Genomic DNA, 16,670 nt, shown 5'->3' with positions numbered 1-16,670 from the left:
CTGCCGCTGTCTTGTCACATGTACGTATGCGTCTTGACGTTTAGGGTGTCACTGGCAGGGACAGGACAGTGCCGGAGAAGACCGGCAGAATGGGGCGCATGAGTAATCTAAGTGAACTTGGGGAGTTCCTTCGCGTCCGAAGAGCTGCCTTACAGCCCGAGGACGTCGGCCTTCTCAACTACGGCATCCGCCGCGTACCGGGCCTCCGCCGGGAAGAGCTCGCCATGCTCGCCGGGGTCAGCAACACCTATTACACCCGCCTGGAGCAGGGCCTGAGCAACAATGCTTCAGAGGCGGTCATCGATGCCATCGCACGGGCTCTGAACCTGAATACGGACGAGCGCGCGCACCTGTTCAATCTTGCCCGGCCCGGCACGACCAAGCGGCGAACACTGACTAAGCCCGACAAGGTCAGGCCGGGTACCCTGCGATTGATACAGTCAATGTCCAACACACCGGCAGTCGTTTTGGGGCGCCGCAGCGAAGTACTGGCCTGGAACCGGATCGGTCATCGGCTTGTTGCTGGTCATCTGGATTTCGCTTCCCCGGAAACGCCTTCGGTGCGGCCGAACATGACGAAGCTGTTGTTCCTGGACCGTCACACCCGTGAGCTGTACACGCGATGGCATGAGGAGGCCACACGAGCGGTGTCCTCGTTACGTTTGGTCGCCGGTCGCGCCACTGATGACCCGGAACTCGCTTCGCTGGTCGGCGAGCTGACCATGAACAGCGAAGAGTTCGCTAATTTGTGGGCGCGGCACCCGGTGGAGAACTGCATGTCGGGCCTGAAGTACATGCACCACCCGGAGGTGGGCGATCTTGAGCTGAACTTCGAGGTCCTGACTCCGCCCGATGAATCCGGCCACCGGATCCTCATGTACACCGCTGATGCTGGGACCCCGGCGGCCGAAGCACTGCAGCTGCTGACGTCCAATGACACGGGAGTGGTAAGCGAAGCTCAACACTCCCCAGCCAAGTAGCGGCAGCAATGCGCTCTGGTTGTTGAAACCTGAACAGCGCAATGAACGCATCACCCGCCATGTCCTGGCTTGCCGGGCAGATGACCGCGATCAGACCACCATGGCCTCCTGTATGGGCAGTTCTTGCGTGAAGTCGCCAAGGGAGTCTCGGAGGTCCGTCTCACGGCAGGGATGAGCGACATCTCCGTGATTGCTCAGACCGCCCACACCATGCTGACGGAGGCGGTCTCGCTGTTCTCGACCCGTTCGAGCCGCCAGTACTAACAAAGTAAGAAGGCCCGACCCATTCAGGTCGGGCCTTCTTACTTTGTTTTCTAACCCACGGTAACGGTGGCTTGGTCTGGTTCTCGCTGAATCAGTTTGGGCCGCGGCCGGGCCCACCGGTCCATGACGGGCTTTTCCACGAGGGCGTATAAGGCCCACCCACCCAACAACGTGGCCACGAAGAAGCCGGCGACCACCAGCCAGGCAATGGGTGTCGGGTACACCTCGTTGCGTAGCAGGATGCGGCCGTAGAAGATCACGACTCCCTGGCACAGGTAGAAGCCGAAGGAGATGTTTCCCAACCAGACCATGGGTTTGGAACCTAGGAACCCGGTATGGCCAGCTATGTCCCGGGTTGCCACGGTGCAGATGATTGCCGCGACCGGAATGATGGTTGCCACGTTGAAGGAGTACACGAACGGGACCACCATCGCAGCGACGTAACCGGCAACGCAAAGAAGGAGCGTGTGCCACATCTTCAAGGGAACCCAGCGCCCTGACAGAACTATCCGGGCCAGGAGGGAGCCCAGGATGAATTCGAACAGCCTTGCGGGCGGGAAGATGTATCCGAACCAGAACTGGGCCTCGGAGATCGGTGTTAGGGCCGAAACGGGGGTGGCAGGGATCAGGTAGGTGGTGATCAACTGTACGGCGATCATCGCAGCGACCGTGATCCAGGCCCAAGCCCAAAGCCGGTTGCCGGGGATCTTTCTGATCGGGACCATCAGCAGCGGGAACAGCATGTAGAAGAGCAGTTCGCTGTTAAGGGTCCATGAGGGCGGGTTCACCGCGACGTAGACGGAGGCGTCAGGGATGAACGAGTTCACCAGGAAGAGGTTGCTGATCCATCCAAGGGGCGGGTTGATGGCGGCGGCGAACAGGATCATCGACAGCACCCACATCACCAGGTGGTTGGGGAAGATCTTCAGCAATCGGCGCCGCCAGAACTGCCGTTTTGGCTCCCCCGGCTTGGACGCCCACGCCAGCAGGAAGCCGCTGAGGACAAAGAAGAATGAGACCCCAACGTACCCTGCTTTGCTGACGAGCCACTCAAGGGTTGATCCGAACTCGGCGTCGGCGAACGGGTTGATGGGATCGTTGGGTGGTATGGGTGAGTTGGACAGGGTGATGTGGAAGAAGAACACCAGCAACGCGGCGAAAAAGCGCAATCCGGTCAGGGACGGCAGCTTGCTGAGCCGGGGACGGGCGATGGCCGCCTCGGGAACAGGAGCGGTCATGATGCACTTCCTGCCGGGAGTTCGATGCCAAGGCTGTGGGTGAAGTAGTTGGTCGGGTCCCAGCTGGCCTTGGCACGCTGCAGCCTGGGGTAGTTGCCCTTGAAGTACAGGGTCTGCCAGCCAACACCGGAGCTGTTGTGCTCGGTGCTGGCCACATCAACGTCCGGGTAGTTGATGTAACAGCCATCGAGTCGGTCGCCGGGTACGGGGACCCCACCGGTGGTCTTGAACATGCCCTCGTATGTTTCCCGCTCCCAGGCAAGGTAGAAGTCGTCATCGGCGGCTTCCGGCCAGAACGTTTGAAGGCAGAATTTGAAGGCTGATTGGCGCTGGACGTTGGCTGTGGCGTCGGGGGCGACGGCGTTGACTTGCCCGCCGAACGAGAACAGGACCAGCATGGTGTTGGGGTTGGTGAAGTCCGGCCGGCTCATCTGCCGGTAGAGCACAGCGATCTGGTCATCAGTGAATTTCTGGTTCAGGTATGCGGACTTGTGGGCGCCGCGGCTGGTGGGGTTGGTGATCACCGGATTGTCCGTCCCCACCAGCCGGGTGGCTTGCAGCCAGGGGATTTCCCGGGTCTTGAAGAACTCCGGCATGGCCGGGATTTCTCCGTTGGGCTTTTCCACGGGTTCCGCGGTGATGGCGACCCCGTCAAGGATTGCCGCCACGTAGCGTCCCATGACGCCCTTGGCGTCCGGGGCTGCTGCGTCGATCTGGGTGAACATCCCCAAGCTGCCGTGAGCTTTCGAGCTGACGTTGAAGAGGCTGCTCAGGTGCGACTCAGGGGTGCCGGGCTGGCGGTACTTTTCATGCCAGGCTCCGAAGTTGGTGATGAGGCGCCGGAACTTTGTTTCGTCCAGTTGGTCCCACGGGAGGGAGATGGCGCTCACCAGCACAGTGGACGGGGCTTTGACGAGCTGCTCGGAGGGGTTCTTTCCTTTCGTGCCCGGGGACCGGAACCAGTATTTGGTGACGATGCCCCAGTTCCCGCCTCCCCCGCCGGTGTGTGCCCACCACAGGTCACCGAGCTCACCTTTATCGTCACGGGTAGCGACGACGGTGCGGACTTTACGGTTGGCGTCCAGGGTGACGACTTCGACGGCGTAGAGGTGGTCCACGACCAGACCGTGGGAGCGTGAGAGCAGGCCGTAGCCGCCGCCGGCGATGTGGCCGCCGGCACCGACGCTGTAGCAGATACCTCCGGGGACTGTGACGCCCCAGTTCTTGTACAGCGTTTCGTAGACGTTCATCAGCCTCGCCCCTGGCTCGACAACAAACGCGCCCATCTTTTGGTCGTAGTAGACCGCGTTCATCGGGGACACGTCGAGGATGACCTGGATGGAAGGGTTGCAGACAAAATCGGCGAAGCAGTGCCCGCCGCTTCGAACGGACACCTTCTTGCCGGTACGGACTGCTTCGCGGACGGCGTCCTCTGCGTCTTTGGTGCTGGTGATCAGCCGGACGTAGTCGGGATGGGAGACGAACCGTTGATTGTTGCCCGTCATAAGATCCCGATAGCGGGAGTCCCCGGACTTGATGACCGAACCGTCTGGCGTTGTGGCGGTGCCGTTCGCGGCTTGGGCTTGCGGGGCGTTGGCGGTTGCCAGGGCCGTCAGGGAAGCAGCTGCGATGGTGCCGGCGGAACCGGCCATGAAGAACCGGCGTCCGATACCGGGTTTTTCGGTGGTCGTCATCAGATGGATCCTTCACGTTGGACGGTGTTGTTGGGGTGCAGGGTGATTTCTGCTTTGGGGGCAACGAAGTAGTGCTGGACGGAGTAGGAGATGGTGGCGAAATCTTCGACGCCGCGTCCGGTGAAGTCTCCGGACACGATCCGGGCGATGGATTCCCCGGAGACTTTCCATTTCAGGAACAGGCCCTTGGCCAGGTCCACAGCTTTGTAGTAGTACGCTCCTTGCCAGGGCTCGGGACCGCGCAGGCCAATCAGGAATTCGTCGTCCCCGTCGCCGTCGAAATCGCGGCACATGACGGTGTGGCCGGGACCTTCACCGTTCTCGTTCGGGTCCCCGTAAATGTCCAGCAGGTGCCGGGTCCAGCCCGCGGCCTCAGCGTCTCCCCCACTGCGCACGTAAACGGCAACGGTGTTGCCATGGAAAGGTTCGATCGCTGCGACGTAGGCAAGGGGATCGTCGCCGATGCGTCCGCCGTCGACGTCACCGCTGCCTTTGAAGGTGGTCTTCTCGAATTGGCTTTCCTCGCCATCTCCAATGTGCTCCCACGACCAAGTGCGGTTCTCCTGTTCGTAGTAGAGCCACGTGACGCCTTCGTCGGAAGCCATGAGGATCGAGTCCAGCGGCGAACCGGGGATCAGCCCACCCTTCTTGGCCACGCCGTGGATCATCCGGAAGTCCGAGTCGCTGATGATTTCCTTGTCCCACTCGGCGCGAGGGTCATCAGTGGGGGTGAACAGCACTACCGGCAGGACTGCGTGGACGTCCTCCACGGCAACTATGGGGAACCCGATGATCTGGATCTTGTCAGTCCGCGTAAAGTGGCCGACGCGCAGACGGTGCATGCCGATGGCGCGCCCAACGTAATGCCGCGTCCAGTTTTCGGTCGCTTCGGACGGGTTGCCGGGGTTTTCCAGCCAGTCGATTTTTCCGCCTTCGGGGTCGGCGTGGTGGATCGTTCCGCCAGGACCGTAGAGCTGGTAGCACACGACCAGGTCGGTGGTGCCGTCACCGGTGATGTCACCGAAGTCCATGCCGACGGGTTCTTTGATCTTGTCGAGCACCAGCTTCTTTTCCCAGGTGGGATTCTTGTACCAGTAGATTTCACCTACTTTGAGGCCGTAGCCGACGAGGTCGGGTCTGCCGTCGCCGTCAATGTCTGCAGCTTCCAGCCAGTAGCCGTCGCGGAGGAAGTCGGTGACTGTCTCGGTTCCGAAGGCCGGTTCGGTGACGTCCAGGGTTGGCATGGTCTTGCCGACTGTGGGTGAGCTCATGAGAGTACCTTTCGTGTGAGTGCCGGTGTTGGGCGTTCCGGCGTGCCGGAGTGGGAGGTGTTGGTTCGGCGCAGCTTCAGCGAAGCTGCGCCCATGAGTGCTACCGCGATGATGGCCAGCCCTGCCCCGACCCATATGGGTGAGGACAGTCCAAGCCCGGCTGCGATGGTTGTTCCACCGAGGTAGGCGCCGATGGCGTTGCCGAGGTTGAACGCAGAGATGTTGACCCCGGAGGCCAAAGTGGGCGCCCGGTGGGCGAAGGACAGTACGCGCGTTTGCATGCCGGGGACGGCGGCGAATCCGACGGCCCCGAGAAGGAACAAAGTCACCGGTGCTGCCCACGGGTTATGAACGGTGATGGTGAAGACCAGCAGGACGACGGTGAGGGTCGACAAGAGCAGCAGCAATGACTTGTCCAGGTTCCCGTCAGCAGCCTTGCCACCGATGATGTTTCCGGTGAACAGCCCGGCGCCGAATATGACCAGCATCCATGGCACCGCCTCTGCCGGCATACCGGCAAGGTCGGTGAGCATCGGCGCTATGTAGGTGAAGGCACCGAACATGGCCCCGAACCCGAAGACAGTGACCAGGATGGACAGCCAGACTTGTCCAGAGGTGAACGCCCCCAGCTCACGGCGCAATTGCCCAGGCCCCCGTTCGACGGCGTCCTGTGCCGGCACGTACGCGATCAGCCCTGCGAGGGCGATAACCCCTACGATGGTGATCGCCCAGAACGTGGATCTCCACCCGAGCTGTTGGCCCAGGAACGTGCCCATGGGAACGCCGAGGACGTTTGCGATGGTCAGCCCCGCGAACATGATGGAGATGGCCCGGGCCTTGCGGTCTGGAGCGACTAGCTTTGATGCCAGTACGGCCCCGATGCCGAAGAACGCGCCGTGGCACAAGGCAGCCACAACCCGGCCAGCGAACATGGTTCCGTAGTCGCCGGCCACCGCTGAAAGCAGGTTTCCCAGGATGAACAGCACCATCAGGGCGCACAAAACGCTCTTGGGGCGAAGGGCCGCCGTCGCGGCCGTCACCAGCACCCCGCCGACGGCGACGCTGAGCGCGTAACCGGAAACCAAGTGCCCGGCGACAGGGATGCTGACCGCGAAATCTGCGGCTACCTCAGGCAATAGACCAAGGATGACGAACTCTGTGAGGCCTATCCCGAACCCACCTACGGCCAGGGCGAGCAGGCCCAACGGCATCCTGGTCATGCCGCCGTCCGTGTCGGTGTTGGTACGAAGTCCGCGCCCGGAACGAACGGCATGGCTGCCGGGCCCAGCCGGAAGTAGTGGGCGACGGCAGCAACTGTCCGTTCAGTGGCTTTGCCGTCGCCATAGGGGTTGATGGCGGTTGCCATCTCCATATAGGCGTTTGGGTCATCGAGGAGACGTTCAACTTCGTGGACGATCTGGCTCCGGTTTCGGCTGACCAGGCGCGAACTTCCGGTCAAGATCGATTCGCTGCGTTCGGTGATTTCACGCAACACGAGGGTCGGCTTACCCAAGGCAGGGCCTTCTTCTTCGGCCCCTGAGCTGTCCGAAAGTATCAGGTCACTGCGCTGCAGGAGTCTGCAGAAGCTCAGGTACGGGAGGGGATCAACCATATCCACGTTGGGGATGCCGGTCAGGACCGGAACCATGACTTCGCGTACTTTCGGGTTCAGGTGCAGTGGCACAACGATTCGGACGTCTTCCCGGCGCCGGGCGATGTCCGCCAGTGCCGCGGCGATCTCCCGCATGGGGCGGCCGTGGCTCTCACGCCGGTGTGTGGTGGAGAGGATCACCTTTCGGGGATCCTCGTCCAAGTCCGCCAACGCTGCTTCCCCATAACTGCGAAGGTTGTTCATCCCCCACTGCAGGGCATCAACGATGGTGTTTCCAGTGACGACAATTGAGTGTTCCCGGACGCCCTCACGGATCAGGTTGGCGCTGTTTCCAGGCGTTGGTGCCAAGTGCAGGGCAGCGATCTGTGCCACGAGCTTCCGGTTAACTTCCTCAGGGAACGGTGAGTAATTGTTCCCGCTTCGCAGTCCAGCCTCGACGTGGACGATCGGCACGGAGCGGTGCAGTGCAGCCAGGGCACCGGCAAGGGTGGTGGCGGTGTCGCCGTGGACCATGACGGCGTCAAGGCCCTCCATGTGGTCTCCGGAGCAGAGTCCTTCCAGGATGCGGTGGGTCACCTGGGACAGGGTCTGCTGTTCTTTCATGATGCGCAGTTCAACATCAGGAGTGATGCCGAACTCCTCCAGGGTGCTGTCCAGCATTTCGCGGTGCTGGCCGGTGGAAATGAGGACCGGGCGGAAACGGGGGTCCTGAGCCAAGGCGTGGATGATGGGGGCGAACTTCACAGCTTCGGGCCGTGTGCCGAAGATAATTCCAATGGTTTTCATGGCTGCTCTCCTGAAAATGGGCGTAAGGGATCTGCCGGTTGTCGCCGGCGGGTGTGAAACGGAGTGATTAGCTGAGGTGGTACTCCAGAGCGAGCCAGATACAGTCTGTGTCTGCCCGGTACTGATGCCACGGGTAGATGAAAGTACCCTCTCGTTCGAGACAGAACGGCACGGGGTTGGTATTGCCCGGGCTTAGGAGCTGGTCCTCGTAAAGGGACGCGTGGTCCTGTGAAGTGAATTTCTGCATGCGTCCGAGCCCGGAGATCTGGGTGTGGACCTCGATGAAGTCATGCCGGTTGTGAATTCCGCAGTTGGTTCCGGCCGGGCTAAACCACAGGTTGGCCTTCAGGGTGAAAGCCTTCTCTCCTGGCGCGAGCCCGGGCTGGCGCAGAACCAGGGCAGGGTCCAGCAGGACCGTCCCTATCGTGTCCTGAGCCGAGCGCAGCAGGACCGGTTGTCCAGGTTCGGCACCATAGAAGTCAGCCCATCCCAATTCCCGTGCCTGCTGTTCCCCGTTCTGGACCGTCTCCACGGAAAGGACCGCGAGCAACTCCCCTGTGATGAATCCGCCGTGGAGAATCGTGGAGCTGAAGGCCGGCAAGGCGGCTGACTGTCCGTGACCGATGAACGCGTCGCTACCACCCATATTCACCACGACGGCGGGTGATGTCACCTCGTACTGCCGCAGGTCCCGCAGCACGACAGCGTGGGTCAACGCGCTGCTGAAGGACAGTTCTTCCAATAGGACAGTTCCCACAATTACCCCCAAGGTCATCATTCAATCTCTGCGCACCTACGGATCGGCACAAAGAAGTGGAACGGTGCGAAACCTTCGCCAGGCCACAACACTGTTCCACTGGAGCAAGTATTGGCAGTGCCAGGCAAAGTTATCCACCCCCTGTGAGTGATAGGCAGAGCAGGGACAGGCGAGGATCGTTCATCGCGTGAAGGATGAAAGCATGACTTCAGATACTTCTGCACTGCCCGGCGCCCCGCGCTTTAGCGAAATACGGTCCTCACGGCCGTGGTCGGACGTCTTTGTGCAGGGGGCGGACGGCGCAGACATCCGCTTGCGCGTATATGAACCCGCAGTCCGCCCCTCCGTAACATTGGTGTGGGCGCACGGCGGCAGCTGGACCCGGGGATCGATTGAGGGTTGGCACGATGCCTGCGCCGCCCTCGCGTCCCTGGGCACCGCAAGGATTATCAGCGTGGGCTACCGGCTCGCTCCCCGATGGCTGCACCCCACCGCGGTCATGGACATTGCCGCCGCAACCCTCTGGGCCCAGCAGACCTACCGTCACAAGGTCTTGGTTGGCGGCGATAGTGCGGGCGGGACCTTGGCCGCAGGCGTGGCGCTCTGGTTCCGGGACAATGGACTGCCCCTGCACGGGCAGGTCCTCGCCTATCCGCCCCTGGATCCTGAGTGCGCCGCCGCGTCCTACCGGAACAGCAGGTCCTTCCCGCCCAGGTCACTGCTGCTCGACGCGTGGGGCGAGTACGCCGGTTCCCATATCGACTTGCGGGAACGGCTGTACCTTTCGCCACTGCACGCCGCCAAACTTACTGGGCTCTGTCCGGTCTCCCTCATAGTCGGCGCAGCCGACCCGGTGCGCGACGACGTCGAGCAGTTCGTCCAGCGCCTGGAAAAGTGCTCCGTGCCTGTGGATCTGGAGGTAAGCCCGGCGGTTGCCCACGGACACTTCCTGGACACCTCAGCCGGGAACCCGGTCCACCAATGGGTCCAAACCCGCTTGGGTCATCCGAACAACCAACCAGCAACAACCGAAGGAGCATGAGATGAGCACCACCACCAGCCCTGACGCCGCCTACACCAAGGCGCTGCTGCGGCACTTCGCCGACCTCCGCGACGGAACCCACGGAGAGGCCGTGAGCAGGCAGGACAAGGAAGCACTCTTCCGATCCGCAGTCGACCTGCTGGAACCCTACGCTCGCCAGGCCCTCAATGAAGTCAACGAAGTCCTCATGCTGGGGCAGGGAATCGTGGAATCCTCTGGCATTGGCCGGTCACCGGACACGGGCTTGATCTGCTCCTGGACGCTCGGGTGGGCCGAGCAACGCGCTGCAGGCATCCCGCCAATCACCATACATGCCTACTACGGCCGTGGTTTCCACCACCCACATCTTCGTGGCGGAACGGTGAAGGAGTGGCCATTGAACGTTTTTACCCCCGAACAAGCGGCTCAGGAGTTGCCCATCCTTCGAGCCATCGCGTCAGCAGAGATCCACAACCTCGTGTTCTTGGCCGACTTCACCATCGTTCCCTCATCCAAGCCCGGCACCACCACCTCAACGCGATGAGAATCTCAGTCCTGGACCAGTCCCCCATCGCCACCGGCAAAACCAAAGCCGACGCACTGCGCGAAACCATCGCTTTGGCCCGCGCTGCTGAGGACGACGGCTACCATCGTTTTTGGCTCGCCGAACATCATGACTCCCCTGGCTTTGCCGGCACCACTCCGTCGCTGATGGCAATGGCCGTTTTGGAGGCAACCACGGAGATCGCTGTCGGTTCCGGCGGAGTCCTGCTGGGACTGCATGAGCCTTGGCAGGTCGCCGAAGCCTTCGACATTCTGGCAGCCCTTCATCCCGGCCGGGTTAATCTCGGCGTCGGTAGGGCAGGCAGCGGCGGGAGCGACGCCTTCAACGAAAAGATCACGGAATTGCATGCCCGCCTCGGCCTTACACCCGGGAGTAAGGGCCGGGACGATTTGGACATTTGGTTGCTGGGGGCCGGCACTGGCTCGGCGCCTTTGGCCGCCGCCGCCGGCGCCGGCTACGCCCACGCCCATTTCCTCAACACAGGAAGCGGCAGGACCGCATTTGCCCACTACCGGGAGAACTTTCAGCCCGGCCCGGTGCGACGCGAACCTGAAGCCCTTCTCGCGGTTCGCGTCATTGCAGCCAACACTGACGCTGAAGCACAAGAAATCGCCAACCCTGTGCGGCTCTGGAGAGCCCGAAAAGACCTCGGACTGGATGAGCCTTTCCCTGTCAGCACCAGCCCCGCTACCTGGTCCTCCCAAGAGCTCCGCCGCAGCGAGAACAACGAAACCCGGTTGATCGTCGGGACTGCGGAAGACGTAGCCCACCAACTCGCGATCCTGGCAGAAGAACTCGGCGTCGAAGAACTGATGATTAGCACCCCCGTGCCCCGGCTGGAGGACCGTATCAACTCCAACCGGCTCATCGCCCGTGCCTTGGCCAGGCTGTCTCCGCCAAATGCAGCAAACCTGTTGCACAGGAAGGGGCAGTGAGTGCATCCCCTCGTTTCAGCCATTCATGATGTTGCCAGGCACGACCCTGGCAAGGCTGCTATCCGCTGGAGGTGCAACGATTTGCCGTATGCTGCGCTCGACCGGCTGATCCACACCCGAGCCCTGGCTATGCAACTGAAAGGAATCCGGGCAGGCGATCTGGTCGCCTTCGATTCAGTCCCTGGCCCCGAAACCATGGTCACAGCGGCGGCGCTTTGGGCCTTGGGGGCCGCGGCGTTTCCTTTCCAGTCACTACCCGACGGACCTCTGCCTGCGCACGCCATCCTCCAAGGGGTTACCGGCTTCATGCATCCCGAGGGTGACTACATCAAGGCTGCCACTACGTCTGGAGCACCCTCAGGGCGGCCGTCGCCGGTGGCGTCACTATGGTTGCAGCAAAGGACCGGCCGGCCTGCCAGTCCGCTGAAAGAGCAGCAGTTCACTGACATCCTTGAGCGCTCAGAAAAGCGGTTCACCCTCTCCACCCGGACCTCCCTGGCACTCACCAGTCTCGTGCAACCGGAGTCGCTTCTCGATTTGTGGGCGGTCCTGGCGGCCGGAGGGACCGTGGATCTGCTCAACGATTACGACACCCTGCAAGGTCACGGCCTGCTTCAACACCTTGGCGAAAGCGAAGCGGACCTCCTGATCGTCCCAGCGACTTTGCCTCAGCGACTCGGCGCCTCCTCCGGATCCGTGTTCGCGCAGTTCAGGGACATCGTCGTCACCGAACCCCTCGATGTGCGCGATCGCACCGTCCTTGCGGACGCCTTCCCGTGCGCCATCTTCCATCAATGGGACACCACCACCGGCGTGGAATCCATGAATGAGGACTGTCCGGCGTCGTCATGATCACCGGCCGGAACAAGCGGGCCTTGGAAGACCACGTCGACCGCGAACCGTTCCCCGAGCAAACCCTGGCAGCCAAGGGCGAGCACGCGAAGCTCGCCGCAGTCCAGACGTCTTCCTCACTCGCGGACCTGCACTACCAAAGCCGTCCAAGGCAGTTGACGCCGCGCGGTCCTACAGGTCACGGCGCCAACTGCCTTGTCCGATGTGCAACTCATCGGCAACTAAAAACGCTCGGCTAACGGGCTGTTTCTGCTCAGATACTTCGAAATTGCTCAGTCAGATCCGGGGATCACACGTGGGATGGTTGTCGGTTCTGGAACTCTTTCGAGGCATGACCATCGTCAGCTAACCCGTTTTCACCGTATAGCTTCGGGAAAATCGCCAACTAATCGGCCAACCGCCGATTAGCCTCCGATCTCACAAGAGGGTTAGAACTCCCAGTCCTCATCCTCAGTGTTGACAGCCTTGCCAATCACGTATGAGGATCCCGAACCGGAGAAGAAGTCGTGGTTCTCGTCAGCGTTCGGGGACAGGGCCGACAGGATGGCCGGGTTCACGTCGGTGACTGAAGCCGGGAACATGGCCTCGTAGCCGAGGTTCATGAGGGCCTTGTTGGCGTTGTAGTGGAGGAACTTCTTGACGTCTTCGGCCAGGCCGACACCATCGTAGAGGTCGTGCGTGTACTGGACTTCGTTTTCGTACAGCTCGAAGAGCAGCTCGAAAGTGTAGTCCTTGATTTCCTGCTTGCGGGCCTCGGAAACCTTCTCCAAGCCCTTCTGGAACTTGTAGCCAATGTAGTAGCCGTGCACGGCCTCGTCGCGGATGATGAGGCGGATGAGGTCGGCCGTGTTCGTGAGCTTGGCGCGGGAAGACCAATACATGGGCAGGTAGAAGCCCGAGTAGAACAGGAAGCTCTCCAGCAGGGTGGAGGCAACCTTGCGCTTCTGGGGGTCGTCGCCCTGGTAGTAATCCATGACGATCTGCGCCTTCTTCTGCAGGTTCTCGTTTTCGAGCGACCAGCGGAAGGCGTCGTCAATCTCCTTGGTGGAGCACAGGGTGGAGAAGATGGACGAGTAGGACTTGGCGTGCACAGACTCCATGAAGGCAATGTTGGTGTACACGGCTTCTTCATGCGGGGTGATCGCATCTGGAATCAGCGAAACAGCGCCGACCGTCCCCTGGATGGTGTCCAGCAAGGTGAGGCCGGTGAAAACGCGCATGGTGAGCTGCTGCTCATCCGGCGTCAGTGTGTGCCACGACTGAACGTCGTTGGACAGCGGCACCTTCTCCGGAAGCCAGAAGTTGTTGACCAGTCGGTTCCAGACTTCCACGTCTTTGTCGTCCTGGATTTTGTTCCAGTTGATTGCTTCGACGTGTGTCAGCAGCTTGACCTTCTCGGTCATGTCATCCCCTTAAGCGGTGGGTAGTTCTTTAGGTAAGCGTACGACGGCGGGTGGTGGCCCGCCGTCGTACTCTTTAGTTATAAGCGTGGTTGATTACAGCATGCAGCTGACGCAGCCCTCAACCTCGGTCCCTTCCAGCGCGAGCTGGCGGAGACGGATGTAGTAGAGGGTCTTGATGCCCTTGCGCCATGCGTAGATCTGCGCCTTGTTGATGTCACGCGTGGTGGCCGTGTCCTTGAAGAACAGCGTCAGGGACAAGCCCTGGTCCACGTGCTGCGTGGCAGCGGCGTAGGTGTCGATGATCTTCTCGTAGCCGATTTCGTAGGCATCCTGGTAGTACTCCAGGTTGTCGTTGGTCAGGTACGGAGCCGGGTAGTAGACGCGGCCGATCTTGCCTTCCTTGCGGATTTCGATCTTGGCGGCCACCGGGTGGATCGACGAAGTGGAGTTGTTGATGTAGCTGATGGAACCGGTAGGCGGTACGGCCTGGAGGTTCTGGTTGTAGATACCGTGCTCCATAACGGAAGCCTTCAGCTCGCGCCAATCATTCTGGGTGGGGATGTGGTGGCCGGCGAAGAGCTCGCGAACGCGCTCGGTCTCCGGAGTCCACTCCTGCTCGGTGTACTTGTCGAAGAACTCGCCGCTGGCGTACGTGGACTTCTCGAAGCCACCGAACTTCTGGCCGGTCTCGATGGAGAGTCGGTTTGAGGCGCGCAGAGCGTGGAACAGCACCGTGTAGAAGTAGATGTTGGTGAAGTCCAGGCCCTCTTCGGAACCGTAGTGGACGTGCTCACGGGCAAGGTACCCGTGCAGGTTCATCTGGCCGAGGCCAATCGCGTGGCTCTGGGCGTTGCCCTGGGCGATCGACGGCACCGAGTTGATGTAGGACATATCGGATACGGCGCTGAGGGCACGAATGGACGTCTCGATGGAGAGCCCGAAGTCCGGCGAGTCCATGGTCTTGGCGATGTTCATGGAGCCAAGGTTGCAGGAAATGTCCTTGCCCACGGTCTCGTAGCTGAGGTCTTCGGCGTAGATGGACGGCGAGGAAACCTGCAGGATCTCCGAGCAGAGGTTGCTCATGGTGATCTTGCCGTCGATCGGGTTGGCCCGGTTTACGGTGTCCTCGAACATGATGTACGGGTAGCCGGACTCGAACTGGATCTCCGCGAGGGTCTGGAAGAACTCGCGGGCGCTGATCTTGGTCTTCTTGATCCTGGAATCATCGACCATCTCGTAGTACTTCTCGGTCACCGAAATGTCGGAGAACGGAACACCATAGACCTTCTCGACGTCATACGGCGAGAAGAGGTACATGTCCTCGTTCTTCTTGGCGAGCTCGAACGTGATGTCCGGAACCACAACGCCCAAGGAGAGCGTCTTGATACGGATCTTCTCGTCAGCGTTCTCACGCTTGGTGTCCAGGAAGCGGTGGATGTCCGGGTGGTGGGCGTGCAGGTATACGGCACCTGCACCCTGGCGGGCACCAAGCTGGTTGGCGTAGGAGAAGCTGTCTTCGAGGAGCTTCATCACGGGGATGACGCCGGAGGACTGGTTCTCGATCTGCTTGATCGGGGCGCCGTGCTCGCGGATGTTGGTGAGCGAAAGGGCTACACCGCCGCCACGCTTGGAGAGCTGCAGTGCGGAGTTGATGGCCCGGGCGATCGACTCCATGTTGTCTTCGATCCGGAGCAGGAAGCAGGAGACGAGCTCGCCGCGCTGGGCCTTGCCGGCGTTGAGGAACGTGGGGGTGGCCGGCTGGAAACGGCCGTCGATGATTTCGTCGACGAGGCGGTTGGCCAGGTCTTCGTTGCCACGGGCAAGGTGCAGGGCAACCATGCAGACGCGGTCTTCGTAGCGCTCAAGGAAACGCTTGCCGTCGAAGGTCTTCAGCGTGTAGGACGTGTAGAACTTGAAGGCGCCAAGGAAAGTTTCAAAACGGAACTTCTTCTTGTATGCGCGGTTGAAGAGGTCGCGGATGAAGTTCATGGTGTACTGGTCGAGCGTTTCCCGCTCGTAGTACTGGTTCTTCACCAGGTAGTCGAGCTTCTCTTCCAGGTCATGGAAGAACACGGTGTTGTTGTTCACATGCTGCAGGAAGTACTGGTGCGCAGCTTCACGGTCGGCTTCGAACTGGATCTCACCGTTGGGGCCATACAGGTTCAGCATGGCGTTGAGCTCGTGATAGCCCAGGCCCTTGTAGGCCTCAGGCAGCGGCTTCTTGGCCGTGTCCACAGCGCCCCCGGTTACTTCTGTTTCTGCGACAGTTGTGTCCAAAACTTTTCCAGCCCTTCGTTGACCCGTTGGACGTCTTCTGGCGTCCCCATGAGTTCAAATTTGTAAAGATGCGGCACCTTGCACTTGACGGAGATGATGTCTCCCGCCGCGCAATAGTTGTCCGCGAAGTTTGTGTTCCCCGCTCCGATAACACCGCGGATCAGTTCCCTGTTCCCGGGATTGTTCAGAAATCTGATGACCTGCTTCGGCACGGAACCTTCGCCGTTCGTTCCACCATAGGTAGGCAGTACAAGGACGAAGGGTTCAAGGGCGTGAAGCGGAGCGTCCTGGGCATAGAGCGGGATGCGCGCAGCATCCCTGCCCAGTTTCTGGACGAATCGTTTGGTGTTCTCGGATGTCGAGGAAAAATAGATGAGGTGACTCCTCGTGGTCACAGCTTCCGTTGCATCGCGCACGGTGGCCTCTGCCAGCGGTGCCATGGGAGTCACCTCAACTACATAGGAATTCTTGGTGTGTGTGGTGGCGAAAGTCAGGCCACGGAGGAAACGGCCTGGGCCAGTTCCTCGATCTTGTCCGGGCGGAATCCAGACCAGTGGTCCTGCTCGGTCACGACGACGGGAGCCTGCATGTAACCCAGTGCCTTGAGGCGCTCAAGGGCCTCGGCGTCCTGGGAGATGTCGACACTCTGGTAGGCAATGCCCTTCTTGTCGAGTGCCCGGTAGGTTGCGTTGCACTGAACACAGGCCGGCTTCGTGTAAACCGTTACGGTCATGATCCCTGTCCCCTAAGTTGAAGTCTGATTCTCTTCGTATCTGGCGGGCTCAACCGGAACTGATTACTGAATCCGATACCGGCCCGCGGGCTGCCGTGACAGCCAACACGCTCTGATTTTGTCTTGTGCTGGTTTCCCGCTCAATCCGTAAATCGATACTACATGTAGTGCAACCGCCGAACTGGAACCCCAAGATGATGTATTACAAGTATGTCATTCAATCCACCGCTCGTCCACAGGGCAGGGGCTTCAAAATGTCCGTGATTCCGCCAAACTGAGAGA

General features: G+C 60.9%; 17 protein-coding genes. 7 read left to right on the top strand and 10 right to left on the bottom strand.

The features are described from left to right. The first annotated feature begins 98 nt into the window (after positions 1-98). Both J2Y68_RS00550 and J2Y68_RS00545 read left to right on the top strand, forming a co-directional pair. Entirely contained in the window at positions 99-980 is an 882-nt protein-coding gene (locus J2Y68_RS00550; protein WP_309988421.1) for a helix-turn-helix transcriptional regulator, read from the top strand. A 123-nt stretch (positions 981-1,103) separates the two neighbouring features. Then, positions 1,104-1,244, top strand: coding sequence for a hypothetical protein (locus J2Y68_RS00545; RefSeq protein WP_309988418.1), 141 nt, complete (start codon positions 1,104-1,106; stop codon positions 1,242-1,244). Positions 1,245-1,294: 50 nt separating this feature from the next. Here the strand turns inward: J2Y68_RS00545 and J2Y68_RS00540 are convergent, their stop codons facing one another. From J2Y68_RS00540 to J2Y68_RS00515, 6 genes are all read right to left on the bottom strand, one after another. Then, the gene (locus tag J2Y68_RS00540; RefSeq protein WP_309988415.1) at positions 1,295-2,482 is read right to left on the bottom strand and encodes an acyltransferase family protein; all 1,188 of its coding nucleotides are present in this window, start codon (positions 2,480-2,482) and stop codon (positions 1,295-1,297) included. After that, positions 2,479-4,176 (bottom strand): FAD-binding oxidoreductase, encoded by a 1,698-nt coding sequence (locus tag J2Y68_RS00535; protein WP_309988412.1) that lies wholly within the window; start codon positions 4,174-4,176, stop codon positions 2,479-2,481. The genes J2Y68_RS00540 and J2Y68_RS00535 overlap by 4 nt, the downstream gene beginning before the upstream one ends. Then, positions 4,176-5,447 (bottom strand): FG-GAP repeat domain-containing protein, encoded by a 1,272-nt coding sequence (locus J2Y68_RS00530; RefSeq protein WP_309988409.1) that lies wholly within the window; start codon positions 5,445-5,447, stop codon positions 4,176-4,178. The genes J2Y68_RS00535 and J2Y68_RS00530 overlap by 1 nt, the downstream gene beginning before the upstream one ends. After that, the gene (locus J2Y68_RS00525) at positions 5,444-6,658 is read right to left on the bottom strand and encodes an MFS transporter (RefSeq protein WP_309989864.1); all 1,215 of its coding nucleotides are present in this window, start codon (positions 6,656-6,658) and stop codon (positions 5,444-5,446) included. Before J2Y68_RS00525 ends, J2Y68_RS00530 begins: the two co-directional genes overlap by 4 nt. A 5-nt stretch (positions 6,659-6,663) precedes the next feature. After that, positions 6,664-7,845: a non-hydrolyzing UDP-N-acetylglucosamine 2-epimerase gene (gene wecB, locus J2Y68_RS00520; RefSeq protein ID WP_309988407.1), complete on the bottom strand. Its 1,182-nt coding sequence runs from the start codon at positions 7,843-7,845 to the stop codon at positions 6,664-6,666. Between the two features lie 67 nt (positions 7,846-7,912). Next, on the bottom strand, positions 7,913-8,602 hold the full coding sequence (locus J2Y68_RS00515) for a hypothetical protein (protein ID WP_309988405.1): 690 nt from the start codon (positions 8,600-8,602) through the stop codon (positions 7,913-7,915). A 202-nt stretch (positions 8,603-8,804) separates the two neighbouring features. Here J2Y68_RS00515 and J2Y68_RS00510 point away from each other — a divergent pair, with 202 nt between their 5' ends. From J2Y68_RS00510 to J2Y68_RS00490, 5 genes are all read left to right on the top strand, one after another. Continuing rightward, entirely contained in the window at positions 8,805-9,644 is an 840-nt protein-coding gene (locus tag J2Y68_RS00510) for an alpha/beta hydrolase (RefSeq protein ID WP_309988402.1), read from the top strand. A gap of 1 nt (position 9,645) precedes the next feature. Beyond that, the gene (locus J2Y68_RS00505; RefSeq protein WP_309988400.1) at positions 9,646-10,167 is read left to right on the top strand and encodes a hypothetical protein; all 522 of its coding nucleotides are present in this window, start codon (positions 9,646-9,648) and stop codon (positions 10,165-10,167) included. Continuing rightward, positions 10,164-11,123, top strand: coding sequence for an MsnO8 family LLM class oxidoreductase (locus J2Y68_RS00500; protein WP_309988397.1), 960 nt, complete (start codon positions 10,164-10,166; stop codon positions 11,121-11,123). Before J2Y68_RS00505 ends, J2Y68_RS00500 begins: the two co-directional genes overlap by 4 nt. 81 nt (positions 11,124-11,204) lie before the next feature. Continuing rightward, positions 11,205-11,975 carry a hypothetical protein gene (locus J2Y68_RS00495; protein WP_309988394.1) on the top strand — a complete coding sequence of 257 codons (771 nt, stop codon included), beginning with the start codon at positions 11,205-11,207 and terminating at the stop codon, positions 11,973-11,975. Beyond that, complete coding sequence (locus J2Y68_RS00490) at positions 11,972-12,214, top strand: hypothetical protein (protein ID WP_309988391.1); 243 nt, start codon at positions 11,972-11,974, stop codon at positions 12,212-12,214. The genes J2Y68_RS00495 and J2Y68_RS00490 overlap by 4 nt, the downstream gene beginning before the upstream one ends. A gap of 189 nt (positions 12,215-12,403) precedes the next feature. Here J2Y68_RS00490 and nrdF read toward each other — a convergent pair whose 3' ends face one another. The 4 genes from nrdF to nrdH form a co-directional block, all read right to left on the bottom strand. Then, complete coding sequence (gene nrdF, locus J2Y68_RS00485) at positions 12,404-13,378, bottom strand: class 1b ribonucleoside-diphosphate reductase subunit beta (RefSeq protein ID WP_309988388.1); 975 nt, start codon at positions 13,376-13,378, stop codon at positions 12,404-12,406. Between the two features lie 93 nt (positions 13,379-13,471). Beyond that, positions 13,472-15,613, bottom strand: coding sequence for a class 1b ribonucleoside-diphosphate reductase subunit alpha (nrdE, locus tag J2Y68_RS00480; RefSeq protein WP_309989861.1), 2,142 nt, complete (start codon positions 15,611-15,613; stop codon positions 13,472-13,474). Between the two features lie 11 nt (positions 15,614-15,624). Continuing rightward, the gene (gene nrdI, locus J2Y68_RS00475; RefSeq protein ID WP_309988386.1) at positions 15,625-16,095 is read right to left on the bottom strand and encodes a class Ib ribonucleoside-diphosphate reductase assembly flavoprotein NrdI; all 471 of its coding nucleotides are present in this window, start codon (positions 16,093-16,095) and stop codon (positions 15,625-15,627) included. Positions 16,096-16,145: 50 nt separating this feature from the next. Beyond that, complete coding sequence (gene nrdH / locus J2Y68_RS00470; protein WP_011775022.1) at positions 16,146-16,388, bottom strand: glutaredoxin-like protein NrdH; 243 nt, start codon at positions 16,386-16,388, stop codon at positions 16,146-16,148. Between the last annotated feature and the right edge of the window lie 282 nt (positions 16,389-16,670).

The sequence above is a fragment of the Paenarthrobacter nitroguajacolicus genome, from assembly GCF_031455195.1.
GTDB classification, from domain to species: Bacteria; Actinomycetota; Actinomycetes; order Actinomycetales; family Micrococcaceae; genus Arthrobacter; species Arthrobacter nitroguajacolicus_D.
The sequence above is the reverse complement of the archived record's forward strand: the minus strand, read 5'-3'. Positions and strand labels throughout refer to the sequence as shown.

Coding starts and splice junctions, on each gene's coding strand:
- J2Y68_RS00550 (WP_309988421.1), top strand. CDS start 99: ATGAGTAATCTAAGTGAACTTGGGGAGTTCCTTCGCGTCCGAAGAGCT.
- J2Y68_RS00540 (WP_309988415.1), bottom strand. CDS start 2,482: ATGACCGCTCCTGTTCCCGAGGCGGCCATCGCCCGTCCCCGGCTCAGC.
- J2Y68_RS00535 (WP_309988412.1), bottom strand. CDS start 4,176: ATGACGACCACCGAAAAACCCGGTATCGGACGCCGGTTCTTCATGGCC.
- J2Y68_RS00530 (WP_309988409.1), bottom strand. CDS start 5,447: ATGAGCTCACCCACAGTCGGCAAGACCATGCCAACCCTGGACGTCACC.
- J2Y68_RS00525 (WP_309989864.1), bottom strand. CDS start 6,658: ATGCCGTTGGGCCTGCTCGCCCTGGCCGTAGGTGGGTTCGGGATAGGC.
- wecB (WP_309988407.1), bottom strand. CDS start 7,845: ATGAAAACCATTGGAATTATCTTCGGCACACGGCCCGAAGCTGTGAAG.
- J2Y68_RS00510 (WP_309988402.1), top strand. CDS start 8,805: ATGACTTCAGATACTTCTGCACTGCCCGGCGCCCCGCGCTTTAGCGAA.
- J2Y68_RS00505 (WP_309988400.1), top strand. CDS start 9,646: ATGAGCACCACCACCAGCCCTGACGCCGCCTACACCAAGGCGCTGCTG.
- J2Y68_RS00500 (WP_309988397.1), top strand. CDS start 10,164: ATGAGAATCTCAGTCCTGGACCAGTCCCCCATCGCCACCGGCAAAACC.
- J2Y68_RS00490 (WP_309988391.1), top strand. CDS start 11,972: ATGATCACCGGCCGGAACAAGCGGGCCTTGGAAGACCACGTCGACCGC.
- nrdF (WP_309988388.1), bottom strand. CDS start 13,378: ATGACCGAGAAGGTCAAGCTGCTGACACACGTCGAAGCAATCAACTGG.
- nrdI (WP_309988386.1), bottom strand. CDS start 16,095: ATGGCACCGCTGGCAGAGGCCACCGTGCGCGATGCAACGGAAGCTGTG.
- nrdH (WP_011775022.1), bottom strand. CDS start 16,388: ATGACCGTAACGGTTTACACGAAGCCGGCCTGTGTTCAGTGCAACGCA.